This window comes from Thalassotalea euphylliae, from assembly GCF_003390395.1.
Lineage (GTDB): Bacteria > Pseudomonadota > Gammaproteobacteria > Enterobacterales > Alteromonadaceae > Thalassotalea_F > Thalassotalea_F euphylliae_C.
In genome coordinates, this window is record NZ_QUOV01000001.1 from 499360 (window position 1) to 511991 (window position 12632).

Genomic DNA, 12632 nt, shown 5'->3' on the forward strand with positions numbered 1-12632 from the left:
GGCCTGATCATCAACATCACCCGTAAATACCGTTATCGCAAGTTTATTAATAAGTGAGAAAGACCATGAGTTACAAGCCAAGTTATTTAACCCGAAAGCAGCTAACGAAGGATGTTCTTCATAAAAAAGTGTCAGGGGTTTGCGCAGGTATTGCCCGCTATTATCAATGGCCGCGCTGGGGTATTCGCGTAGCAGCCATCCTAGCATTACTCACTTTTCCTGTGGCAACGGGCGTTGCTTACCTAGTAGCTGCAATGTTACTGCCGACCAGAGCTTAAGCTAGTTTAAATAGCTTATGAATAAGGGAATATAAAAAGGCTAGGTTAAAACGCACTAGAAAATTAGCTAAACAAGGACGTTGAGCTTAAAAGCTACATAGCTAATAAAACACATAGTCAAAAAAATCACACAGTCAAAAAACCATAGTGCCAAAAGGCCATTTACACCAGAGCGCAAGGGGATATAAGGAAACCATCATGTCATTTTTCAAATCGTTATTACTCGCTATTCTTGCCACTTTATTTTTAACTTACGTGTTGGGCATCAGTATTCTCGATTTGTTTGATGTTGATGTTTATATGGGTGATGAGCTCATTGAACCGTTAAAAGCGATCAGCTTTGCTGCTTTAGTTGCGGTTGTCTTAGTGATTGTTGCCATGGCAATCGTGTTGACGGTATTTGGCTCGATCTTATTTGTTGGTTTACTTGTTGTTGGTGCATTGGGGTTAGCGGCGATTGGCGTGTTTTGGCCGGTATTAGTCGTTGCCTTTATTTTGTGGTTAGTACTAAGGGAGCCAAAGAAGGCACCAGTGAACTAACCTAGAGGTGTGCACTGATTCGCAGGTAATTGAAGCTTTTAAAATCTGTTCAAGTAAATTCAACTAAATTCAAGTAAAGCATAAACAAATCAAGCGGCTTGTTAAGCCGCTTGAGTGCAAAGTAACAATTATTTTTTTAAGAAGCCGTTGAGAATTGTTTTACAGTCATCGGTTTGCATTAATCGAGCAAAAGTTGGAAATTCGCGCTCAAGTGTTTCGTTAAGTAATGATTGATTCGCTTGTTTGAGCAATCGTCGAGCGCTCATCACTGCATCATTAGGCAAACTAGCGATATGTTGTGCATAGTGGTTTGCGCTAGAAAGCAATTCAGCTTGGCTGACCTTTTTATTAATGAGTTGCAAAGAAAGTGCGGTGTCAGCGTCAAAAGTGTCACCTAATACCATTAACTCGAACGCTTTTGCATGACCAACAAGCTGCGTGAGTAACATGCTAGAGCCTGCTTCAGGAGACAATCCTAGCTTGGCAAAAGGCATTGCAAATTTGGCATTGTCTGCCGCGATAACAAGGTCTGCGTGTAGTAACAAGGTACAGGCAACACCAATGGCGGGGCCTGCTACTGCCATTACAATGGGTTTTTCAAAACGGGCAATAGCACGAACAAAATCGAAAGCGTCTGGCTCTTGGTCTGGCGGGCAGGCGAGAAAGTCATTTAAATCGTTGCCTGCGCAAAAGCAATGCTCATTACCTTGGATTAATAAACAGCGAATATCATTATCGCTATTGGCTTGATTCACATAATCACTTAAGGTGTTGTACATTGACGTCGTCAACGCATTTTTTTTATCTAAATTATTCAAGGTGATAGTTAACACACCTTGAGCTTGCTCGGCGAGAATTAAGTTATCCATTTTAAATTGGCTTAGTTACAATAGCGTCACAAAACACTAATCGTTATATCAAAGGATGTATAGCTAAGATGAAACTTTTTGTTCAACTTATTACCGCAGTAACACTGTTCACAGCCAGCTTTCACAGTGTTGCGAAAAGCGCTGAAATTGTGGTTGAAGATGCTTACGTACGCGAAGTGATTCCCGGAAATTCAGTTACCTCCGCTTATATGACGATCACCAACCAAGGCGGGCAGGCAATAAAACTCGTTGCCGCTAAAAGCGATGATATTCCTCTCATCGAGATTCACGAACATACAATGCATGACGGCATGATGAAAATGGGGCAGGTAGCCTTTGTTGAGATTGATGCTAATGCGCAAGTTAAATTACAGCCGATGGGGCTGCATCTAATGATGTTTGATCTAGAGCAGCCGTTAGCTGCGGGCCAACAAATTGCTGTCACATTAGTGTTTGATAATAATACGAGCCTTGATGTGAACTTGCCTGTGCGCAGTATTAAAACAATGAAAAAACAAGCAAAACACCATCACCACTAGAGGGTACTATGAACGTAAACATCTCCACCAAAACCGTATTGGGCACTGTTGCTGGTGTCTTTTTTCTATTTTATTTAATCGGCGTGTTTTGGAGCTTCGAGCCAGATAGCTTTGATATCAAAGAGCGTGTTACTAAAGATGCAAGTGCAGAAAATGTTGCACCAGTTATTGGCTACACCACAACGACAGCATTAATTACCGTGACAGAAACCTTGTTAGACAAACCCGGTGGTTATTTAAGTAATGACGTTCTGCCGCCGTCGGTATTTCTGGATAACATTCCATCATGGGAGTTTGGCGTATTGGAAATGGTGCGTGATATGGCCCTTGTTATGCGCCAAGAGCTGAGTCGCTCGCAATCACAGTCATTGGAAAATCAGCATCTTAAAAATGCTCAGCCACAGCTGAATATCGACCATACTAGCTGGGCAGTGCCATCAGCTGAAAGTGAATACAGCAAAGCGGTTGCTGAATTATACGCGTACCGCTCAGCATTGGCAGATCCTGCTACGCAAACCGCACAATTTTATGCACGTGCCGACAACCTGCGTGCGTGGTTAAGTGAGGTAGAAAAACGTTTAGGTAGTTACTCGCAGCGCCTAAGTGCAAGTGTTGGTCGTGAAGTAGTGAACACTGATTTAGCTGGCGACAGCGTGGCACAACAATCTACTTACTCAGCACCAAACATTGCGATTAAAACCAGTTGGTGGCAAATCGATAACGAATTTTACGAAGCGCGCGGTGCTTGCTGGGCGTTATTACATTTCTTAAAAGCCGTTGAGATAGATTTTAACGACGTGCTTGAGAAGAAAAACGCGAAAGTCAGCCTACAGCAAATTATTCGTGAGCTAGAAGCAAGTCAGCAAAGCGTTTGGAGCCCAATGATCTTAAATGGTGATGGTTTTGGTTTCTTAGCAAATCACTCGTTAGTGATGGCGAACTATATTTCACGCGCAAACGCTGCGTTAATCGATTTAAATGAATTATTGAGTCAAGGGTAAATCATGAGAAAAACACTAATCGCCGCTGGATTAGCAAGCTTAATGTCGACAGCTGCGCATGCTGATGTCGTCGGCCTTTATATCGGTGCTCAAATATGGGACAACGAGGCTGAAGGTATTTTTGGTGAAAGTGGCCAGCAGCGAGATTTCAACTTAGGTGACGAGCAACAGGGCAGTTACTTTATTGCGGTAGAGCATCCGATCCCTTTGATCCCTAACTTGCGAATTGCCAGTACGACACTCGATACAACAGGTTCAACACAAATCACTGAGCCGTTAGAATTTGACGATCAAAATTTTGCTGCTGGTGCTCAAGTTGCCGCTAGTTTTGATGTAAGTTACATCGACTACACGCTTTATTATGAATTATTCGACAATGGTTTATTCAGCTTTGACTTCGGTTTAACCGCACGCGATTTTGATGGCGATGTTACGCTTAGCTCGCAAGTGACCAGCAATGATTCAAGTGGTAATCCTGTAAGCAATACCGTCGAAGGCAAAATCAATACCTCTGAAACTGTACCTATGCTGTATGCATCGACGGAAGTAGGTTTAATGTTTACTGGCCTAAGCTTATTTGCCAATGGCAACTTCTTATCGATTGATGACCATACCTTGTATGACTACCAGTTAGGTGTGAACTACGCCGTGGTAGATAACATTGCTATCGATGTTAACTTGCAAGCAGGCTATCGTTCAGTCAAATTAGAGCTTGATGATTTAGACGACCTTTATTCAGATCTTGAATTTGATGGAGTGTTCGCAGGAGTGACCGTTCATTTCTAGTCTATCGACTAACCGATAACGTCACTTAGTTAACAAGCTAAAAAGCCTTACTCAGTAAGGCTTTTTTTGTGTCTGAATGACAGCTATTCAGCTATTTGGGCAAGTGATTTTTAATTGCAGCGTTTCAAAGAGCTAGTGTAGCTCTAGCCGCTGTCGTTCACCGTTTAATTGCGCCTGCCAGAGCATTAAATTCTTTTCAAATAGCTGAGCAATTGTCTCGGTTTTTATTAGGCTGGCTAAGTCTTGGTTAAAACGAGCTAGTAGCTTGTCGCAACCCGAGTCTTTCACAAAACCAAAATGAATGTAGCCGTCAACGGCAAATGGCGTTAGGGCGACGATTTCATCCTTTAAACCACTGTTGGAAAGGTATGATATACCGGGATAATACCCAGTAACAAAATAGTCGGCACGGCCACGCAATACCATCTGAAAATTCTGCGCTAACCCTTTTACTTGCTGAATATTAAGGTACTGGTTGGCAAAGTTATCAAAGGCTTCGCCATGGCTATCGCCCAAGTTGATATTACCGACTTTTCCTATCAGGCTGCGCCAGTCGATAAATGAAAACTCTTCACCTTTTTTAACAAATACGGCCACGGGGTTATTTAGCACAGGTGCACTAGTAAAGTTCAAAAATTCACGGCGTGCAGGGGTATCTTTAAGCCCCAACAGTAAATCAGTTCGACCATGTTTTGCCATTTCTAACAAGCGCTTCCATGGTACGGGTGAGCTAACTTGATAATCGACCTGATAACGCTCTAGTAGTTGCTTTGTGATATCTATGGTAACGCCATAGAACTCACCATCGTGATACCAATGAAAAGGCGGGTAGTTTTCATGGGCACTAACCGTGATTGATTGGCATGGCTCAGCTTGTGTTGTTGGTAACACCATAATACACAGCAGCAAAGCAAAAAATAATCTTACCAAATTCAATCAAAACACCTTTTACGTCTAATGTTGATGAAAAAGAGTACGGTTCGGGCACTCATGTTGTCAGGGGGAGCGCATCCTAACGTATGCTGAACAAAAATTACACTGTTTTGATGTTTTTTAGAACCAGTGGTTACATATTAATACAGTCTGTTAGTGAATACCTTAATAGCCTTAAGTTATAGCCTGTGGTCGTGATTAACACAGCCACATAATTAAATTGCTGTTATACATGGTTAACTTATCTTGAAGTCAGAGACTTTGGTTTTGTCTATTTGGCATTAGATGAATAATGGTTATGTTGGCTATATGAACGGCAAGTTGACGAAGTGGTTGACCTTTTCTACTTTCACCCCCTAGTATAGAAGTGCTGTTAGGATCGGCTACAGGCTAAGGACAGTAACGCTTATTCGATTTTTTGGTATAGCCTACAAAGTATTTTCACTTACTACTCGCTGGCTCCTCAATTACTGTCCGGTGTTACCTTTTCTAATTATGAAAGCTCGTGATAAGTTTTTACCGCTTAAGGAAGTAATATAGAAATGACTATTATAAATATAAAGACACTAAATGATGTCGAGTCGTTAGAGCAAGCAAATCCGGGGGCGAGTCATAGTGAATTTAATAACACTTATGACGCGATTAAACATAGTGCCGCTCAGCGTCCTGAAAAAACGGCCATTTCGTTCTTTTTACAGGGTGATGCCTACAACAATGCCCACGATATTTCTTACCAAACACTACTCAGTAAAATTACCCAATCTGCCAACTTCTTTGATTCAATTGGTCTGACTGAAAATGACGTAGTTGCGTTCTTTTTACCGAATACGCCAGAAGCGCATTATGTGATTTGGGGTGGTGAAGCAAGATGCCAAATTTTAGCTATTAACCCGTTGCTTGAGCCTAAGCAAATTGGTGATTTAATTAACTCAGTGCGAGCGAAAGCTGTGGTTACCATGAACCCAATGCACCAAATTGAATTGTGGCCTAAGCTTGAACAGCTATTGCCTGATCTTATTCATACTGAGCATGTCATTGGTATTGATATCGCACATCATGTGACGGGGCCAATGGCGGAACCTGCACAAGCAATGCAAGCGCAAATGCGTGGCGGAATTAGTTTGCCAGAAGGCAAAACGTACCATAACTTTACTGCGGCAATCGCTGAGCAAAATGGTGAAGCGTTAAACTTTACTCGCGAATATACTGATGAAACTATTTCATCACTTTACTGTACAGGTGGTACGACAGGGCTACCTAAAATTGCGCGTCGTACCCATGTTAATGAATTAAGCAACGTAAAAGCGGTTCAGCAATCTAACTCGCAGATGCTTAACGAGGAAATGGTCGTACTTGGCGGTTTACCTTTATTCCACGTAAATGGTGCCTTGGTAACTGGTTTATTACCATTTACCGTGGGTGGTACAGTGGTAATTGCAACCCCGCAAGGCTATCGCGAACCGAATGTTATTCCAAATTTCTGGGACATCGTTGAACATCACAAAGTTACAACCTTTAGTGCAGTACCAACGGTTTACTCTGCCTTGATGAACTTCCCAATTGAAGGTAAAGACTTATCGTCGTTGAAGTTCGGTATTTGTGGTGCAGCGCCAATGCCTGTTGAAACCTTCAAGTCTTTCCAAGAAACCACAGGTATTAAAATTTTGGAAGGTTACGGCTTAACCGAAGGTACTTGTGTTAGTAGTTTGAACCCATTCCACGGTGAGCAAAAAGTCGGTTCAATTGGTCTTCGTCTACCTTACCAGCAAATGAAAGCGGTAAACATTGATGGTGACAAAATCACGCGTTACTGCGATACCGACGAAATTGGTGTGTTAGCTGTTCGCGGCCCGAACGTATTTTTGGGTTATCAACTTGAGCACCAAAATAAAGGCTTATGGCTTTATGATGAAGACGGCAATCGCTGGCTAAATACTGGTGATTTAGCGCGCCAAGATGAAGAAGGTTACTTCTGGCTAACAGGTCGTAAGAAAGAGCTTATTGTTCGTGCGGGTCACAATATTGAGCCGAAATTGATCGAAGAAGCAATGTGTAAGCACCCTGCGATTAACTTAGCAGCTGCAGTTGGTAAGCCTGACTTACACGCAGGTGAAGTACCTGTTTGTTATGTCCAGGTGGAAGATCCAAGCAGTCTCGATCCAGAGGAACTACTGAGCTTTGCAGCTGCTGAGATTTCCGAGCGTGCGGCGATTCCAAAAGCAATTCACATCGTAGAGCAATTACCAGTGACAGCGGTAGGTAAAGTATTTAAGCCTCAGCTGGAAATGCAAGAAATAGACAAGTGTATTAATGCACTAGCAAGTGAGATGCTTCCAGAAACTCAAGCAAGTGTTTCAGTTGCGCAAGATCCTAAACACGGTATTTTAGCGAGTATCGAGTTAGGTGAGTGTGATGGTGAAGCGAAAGCTGCGTTTGTTAAGAAGCTAGGTGAATATACCTTTAAGTCATCGTGTAACTAGTACCGGTAACTAATACTGCTTGTTACGCCAAGCGGCAACACGTAGCTTGGCGTCATTTGGTTTAGCTTGAATTAGTTTAGCGTTAAACGATAGATTAAAGAGTTAAGCCCAACTGCATTCAGTTGGGCTTTTTTATGGCTGCCTCAATCCAATTGGTATTAGTTCAATTGGTATTAGTTCAATTGTTATTAGGCTTGTGGGTAAAATAGCGGTTTTAAACCATCGAGCTTATCAAACAAGTGCCAAATGTAGTTCTTAGTACCTTGCTCTCGATGCGGGTGCAAATCGGCTAAGTCAGGATCATTACAATAATGATCAAAAGCATCTTTCGACTTCCATTCTACTAAAATCATCACGGTTCTGGGCTCCATGTCGCCGACCAATGCGCTGTCATATTTGCCCAGTGCTAATACTTTACCACCGTGCTTTTCTACTTCTGCTGCCGAGCGCCTTGCATATTTGAGGTATTCGTCATTATCAGCTAAATCAAATAGGTTTAGTGCATATACCGCCATGGTTAGTTCCCTCTTTGTACTTATTGTTAGTCAGTTTTCTTAGTTAGTTGTTATTTATTCTAAGCCCTTAATTACTTGTTTAGAGTGCAGCTTGATGGTTTTTTATGCAAGCCTTGTATTTAATGCTATGCAAAATATTAACAACCCTTAGACAATCAAATAATTATTCACACTATGCACTTTTTAATAGTCTAAACGCGTACAACTTTATGGTAATACCAAGTGAATTAAATAATTGACCAATTCAGAGCGCTGTCAGCGGTGAGAGAATAAGTCAAATTTGTGCCGATATAGTTATTCTACATCTAATAAATTTGGCGCAGTTATCGCGACGCTGACACGCTCCCGAAGGGCGAGTTTAAAAGGCTCATATGCTGCGTTATTGATTTTGACAAGGGAATAACCAATCTCTGCAATCAATGCCTTGCCTCTAAGCCTTTTAATTCTCGCTGAATGATTAAGTATTTATTTCAATTGGTATCAGTGCGTATTTAATAATAAAAACAAGAACAGAATGCGCCCACTAAATACAAAATTATAACAGGGGGAACTATGGGGACTGTTGAAAACATTAATACCAACACTGAATTTGGTTATTTAGAAGAGCAGTTAGTGGCGCAAAAAGCGTCTTTTCTTCACCAGCCAATGCCTAGTGCGCAAGAGCGTATCGACAACCTGAATAAATTGAAATCTGTGTTAATTGAGCACACTGATGAAATTGTATCAGCCATTAGCATGGACTTTAGCAATCGACCAGAGGCAGAAACTTTACTTGCCGAGATCTTTCCTTTACTTGATGCGATTGAATACAGCAAAGGGCGCGTTAAGCGCTGGATGAAGCCAAGCAAAAGAAAAACGCCATTAACGTTACAGCCAGCTAAGGTTGAAGTGCTTTATCAGCCAGTTGGTGTAGTGGGCATTGTTGTCCCGTGGAATTTCCCAGTATTTCTTGGTTTATCGCCACTTGTCTCGGCACTCGCTGCTGGTAACCGCGCGATGATTAAAATGTCAGAGTTTGCGCCGCGTACTGCCGATTTAGTACAACGTATGCTTGAGTCAGTATTTAGCAAAGACCAAGTAGCGGTATTTACCGGTGAAGTTGATGTCAGCTCAGCTTTTACCAAGCTACCTTTTGATCATCTTGTCTTCACTGGTGCAACATCGGTTGGCAAAATCGTGATGCGCGCGGCGGCTGAGCATCTAACGCCAGTTACGCTAGAGTTAGGTGGCAAATCTCCGACTATTATTCATGATTCATTCCCAATTGAAGAAGCGGCACAGCGTATCGCGTTTGGTAAGGGGATGAATGCTGGTCAAATTTGTGTATCACCGGATTATATTTTTGTTCCGAGACACAAGGTTAACGCCTTCGCACAAGCGTTTGTGAAAGCGATGAGCAAGGCCTACCCAAGTATTCGCGCGAACGATGATTACACTGCGATTATTAGTGACCGCCAGCTCGTACGCTTAAAATCTTATTTGGATGATGCGAAAGCAAAAGGTGCTGAGTTAATCACGATTAACCCTGAAGATGAAAGCTTCGAAGACACCCGCAAGATGCCAATGACCTTGGTACTTAATACTAATGAGTCTATGTTGGTTGAGCAGGAAGAGATCTTCGGTCCAATTTTACCGATCAAAGCGTACGACGATATTGAAGAAGCTATTACCTATGTTAATGATCGTGCTCGTCCGCTAGCACTTTACTATTTTGATTGGGATAAAGAACGTGCGGCGAAAATTCTCGCGCGTACTCATTCGGGTGGCGTTTGTTTAAATGACACCCTTAGCCATGTTATGGCAGACGATGCGCCATTTGGTGGTATAGGCCCATCTGGTATGGGTCATTATCACGGTAAAGAAGGCTTTGTGAATTTCAGTAAAGCTAAAACTGTGGTAACCAAAGGCCGCTTCGACAGCATTAAATTTATTGCTCCACCGTGGAACAACCCTGTCCACAAATTACTTACGAAAATGTTATGGTTTAAATTTAAACACTTAACTCGTTAGTCAGGAGCGATACATGAAAAAGCATACAACAAAGGCGACGGATTACGATTATGTGATCGTCGGCAGTGGCTTTGGTGGCTCAGTTAGTGCACTAAGGTTGAGTCAAAAAGGCTACAAGGTTCTAGTGATTGAAAAAGGCCGCTGGTACAAAGATAGCACCTACGCCCATAGCGCTTGGGATTTAAAACGCTGGCTGTGGATGCCGCTATTAGGCTTACGCGGCATTATGAAAATGACCGTGCTCAAGCATATCACCGTTTACTCAGGTGTTGGCGTTGGCGGCGGTTCTCATACCTATGGCGCGACATTGCCGACCCCGAAAAAAGCGTTTTTTAATACCGGCTCTTGGGCAAATTTACAAAACTGGGAAGAAGTGCTTAAACCTTATTACAAAGAAGCACTGCGTATGTTGGGCGCGCAAGACAACCCCAACTTCACGCAAGCTGATTTAGTGATCAAAGAGCTCGCGCAAGACTTAGGCAAAGAAGATGAGTTTCACCCATCGCGTGTTGCGATATTCTTTTCCGACAAAAAAGATCATGGTTCTTTCGTTAAAGATCCTTATTTTGATGGCGAAGGGCCTGAGCGCAGAGGCTGTATAGAGTGCGGAAGCTGCTTTACTGGCTGTCGGTTTAACGCCAAAAACACACTCGACAAAAACTACCTTTACCTTGCGCAAAAGTTAGGTGCTGAGATTGTTGCCGAGCAAGAAGTGCATGATATATACCCTGCGGGTAAGAAAGATGGTAGTGAGGGCTACTTTGTCTCATTTAAGAGCTCAAAACCCTACAGCTTCAAGAAAAATCACGTGGTACGAGCCAAAGGCGTGATTTTCTCTGGTGGTGTGCTTGGTACCGTGCCGCTGTTATTAAAGCTGAAAGAAAAAGGCTCTTTGGCAGGCTTGTCAGATAAAGTCGGCGACGATATTCGCACCAATAACGAGACGATCAGCACAGTAACCTCGTTCAAAGAAGATATTAACTTTGCCCAAGGGGTGTCGATTGGTTCGGTGTTACATACGGACGATCACAGTCATTTAGAGCCGATTAACTACAACGCGCAATCAACCGTAGTTAAATTTTTGCACGCCCCCAATGTTGTTGGTCGAACCATTTTAAGTCGTGCCGCCTCTTTCGTTAAGTTGATGGTGACTGAGCCGAAAGAAAACTTGAAAGTCTTATTCACCAAAGACTGGAGCAAGAAGTCAATTATCTTGTTGTTTATGCAACACTTGGACAGCACCTTGTCGTTAAAACGTGGTCTGGGGGGGCGACTCACCAGTAACTTAGGTCAAGGCCCTGCGCCATCGCGTTACATCAAAGAATCAACTGCGATCACCGAAAAGATAGAAAAGATTGTTGATGGTAAATCTAGTACCGGTATTACTGAAGCGGTTTTTGGTACACCATCGACTGCCCATATTCTGGGGGGCTCTGTGATGGCGGCAAGTGCAGATGAAGGTGTTATCAATGACAAGGCAGAAGTGTTTGGCTACCACAATATGTACGTTTGTGACGGCTCTGCGATTTCTGCAAACCCTGGTGTCAATCCATCGCTTAGCATCACGGCGTTAAGTGAGTGGGCAATGAGCCATGTTCCTGATAAAAACTCAGAAAAAAAAGATAGCGCTTAGCCCACTAGCAGGCGCTGATCATTAATTAATATAAAAAGAAGTAAATTACTATGGAATCAGCAATTACCTTTGCATTACTTGTTGCCCAAGGGATTATTATGTTTTCGCTTGGCATTGGCCTTGAAGTTAAAGACTTTAAGCGTGTTATAGAGCGACCCTATGTTTTCTTTGTCGCCATGCTTAGCCAAGTGGTGCTCTTACCCATACTGGCGTTTGGCACTGCGTACTTGTTTGACTTCCCACCCGTGTTTGCGGCGGGCTTAATGCTATTGAGCTTTTGCCCAGGCGGCGTGACGAGTAACATTATTTCTAAGTTATCAAAAGCTGATGTTGCTTTGTCGGTTTCGCTAACCGCTGTGGTCAGTGTATTGGCGTTTATGACGGTGCCAGTGCTTGTTGCCATGTCGATGAAACACTTTCTAGGTGAAGAAGCGGTGACTTTCTCATTATTTGATTTAGCGTTTGTCACCTTTCTTATCACCACAACCCCAGTGCTACTGGGTGTGTTAATTCGTCACTTTAAAGAAAACATTGCTAATGCGATTCAAGGCGGCTTAGAGAAAACCGCCATCGTACTCTGGGTGATTATCGTGGTCTTAGCGATTGCTAACTCGTTTGAGCGTTTAGTTGATAGTTTCGCCGTGATTGGCGGAGGTTTATTATTCTTGCCATTTATCATGATGGTGATTGGTATCGTTGTCAGCCGCCTGTTTGCGCTGAACAAGAAAGAAAGCAAAACCTTGGGTATTGAAACCAGTATTCAAAATGGCCCGTTAGCCATTGCTATTGCTGCGACCATTAACGATGCAGATTTAGCTATTACTGAGTTGGCACTGCCAGCAGCGGTATACTCGATTACCATGTACTTTGTTGCCTTGCCGTTTATCTTCATTTTTAGAAACTGGGGTGAAGAAAATAGTGTTACTGGTGCAAGTGCGGTGGCTTCAAAGTAGCTAAGCCATCGCACTGATGTAGTCGCCGGCCATTTTGAGCCACAAAGCGGCGTTACTTGCTAAAAGTAACGCCGCTTTTTTATTGAATTTCTCAT

Annotated in this window: 12 protein-coding genes; 9 read left to right on the forward strand and 3 right to left on the reverse strand. The window is 42.8% G+C overall.

The window, feature by feature from the left end; translation table 11 throughout:
* Positions 1-65 precede the first annotated feature (65 nt).
* A complete protein-coding gene (locus DXX92_RS02220) occupies positions 66-278 on the forward strand; it encodes a PspC domain-containing protein (protein ID WP_115998933.1) in 213 nt (70 codons plus the stop codon).
* A 198-nt stretch (positions 279-476) separates the two neighbouring features.
* Positions 477-818, forward strand: coding sequence for a hypothetical protein (locus tag DXX92_RS02225; protein WP_115998934.1), 342 nt, complete (start codon positions 477-479; stop codon positions 816-818).
* 128 nt (positions 819-946) lie between these two features.
* On the opposite strand, the gene DXX92_RS02230 is transcribed toward DXX92_RS02225, so the two are convergent.
* Positions 947-1687 (reverse strand): enoyl-CoA hydratase, encoded by a 741-nt coding sequence (locus DXX92_RS02230; protein ID WP_115998935.1) that lies wholly within the window; start codon positions 1685-1687, stop codon positions 947-949.
* A gap of 68 nt (positions 1688-1755) precedes the next feature.
* On the opposite strand from DXX92_RS02230, the gene DXX92_RS02235 reads away from it, so the two are divergent.
* Genes DXX92_RS02235 through DXX92_RS02245 form a run of 3 tightly spaced genes read left to right on the forward strand, consistent with a single transcriptional unit; the run spans position 1756 to position 4013 of the window.
* The gene (locus tag DXX92_RS02235) at positions 1756-2226 is read left to right on the forward strand and encodes a copper chaperone PCu(A)C (protein ID WP_115998936.1); all 471 of its coding nucleotides are present in this window, start codon (positions 1756-1758) and stop codon (positions 2224-2226) included.
* An 8-nt stretch (positions 2227-2234) separates the two neighbouring features.
* Positions 2235-3227: a DUF2333 family protein gene (locus DXX92_RS02240; RefSeq protein WP_115998937.1), complete on the forward strand. Its 993-nt coding sequence runs from the start codon at positions 2235-2237 to the stop codon at positions 3225-3227.
* Between the two features lie 3 nt (positions 3228-3230).
* Positions 3231-4013 (forward strand): TIGR04219 family outer membrane beta-barrel protein, encoded by a 783-nt coding sequence (locus DXX92_RS02245; protein WP_115998938.1) that lies wholly within the window; start codon positions 3231-3233, stop codon positions 4011-4013.
* Between the two features lie 132 nt (positions 4014-4145).
* Here the strand turns inward: DXX92_RS02245 and DXX92_RS02250 are convergent, their stop codons facing one another.
* Positions 4146-4949 (reverse strand): substrate-binding periplasmic protein, encoded by an 804-nt coding sequence (locus DXX92_RS02250; protein ID WP_147301916.1) that lies wholly within the window; start codon positions 4947-4949, stop codon positions 4146-4148.
* A gap of 539 nt (positions 4950-5488) precedes the next feature.
* Here DXX92_RS02250 and DXX92_RS02255 point away from each other — a divergent pair.
* On the forward strand, positions 5489-7426 hold the full coding sequence (locus tag DXX92_RS02255) for an acyl-CoA synthetase (protein WP_115998940.1): 1938 nt from the start codon (positions 5489-5491) through the stop codon (positions 7424-7426).
* 188 nt (positions 7427-7614) lie between these two features.
* Here DXX92_RS02255 and DXX92_RS02260 read toward each other — a convergent pair whose 3' ends face one another.
* The gene (locus tag DXX92_RS02260; protein WP_115998941.1) at positions 7615-7941 is read right to left on the reverse strand and encodes a DUF1330 domain-containing protein; all 327 of its coding nucleotides are present in this window, start codon (positions 7939-7941) and stop codon (positions 7615-7617) included.
* 570 nt (positions 7942-8511) lie between these two features.
* On the opposite strand from DXX92_RS02260, the gene DXX92_RS02265 reads away from it, so the two are divergent.
* The 3 genes from DXX92_RS02265 to DXX92_RS02275 are packed head-to-tail and all read left to right on the forward strand — an operon-like array spanning position 8512 to position 12537.
* Entirely contained in the window at positions 8512-9951 is a 1440-nt protein-coding gene (locus tag DXX92_RS02265; protein WP_428977353.1) for a coniferyl aldehyde dehydrogenase, read from the forward strand.
* 13 nt (positions 9952-9964) lie between these two features.
* Positions 9965-11584 carry a GMC oxidoreductase gene (locus tag DXX92_RS02270; protein ID WP_115998943.1) on the forward strand — a complete coding sequence of 540 codons (1620 nt, stop codon included), beginning with the start codon at positions 9965-9967 and terminating at the stop codon, positions 11582-11584.
* 50 nt (positions 11585-11634) lie between these two features.
* Positions 11635-12537, forward strand: coding sequence for a bile acid:sodium symporter family protein (locus DXX92_RS02275; protein ID WP_115998944.1), 903 nt, complete (start codon positions 11635-11637; stop codon positions 12535-12537).
* Positions 12538-12632 lie beyond the last annotated feature (95 nt).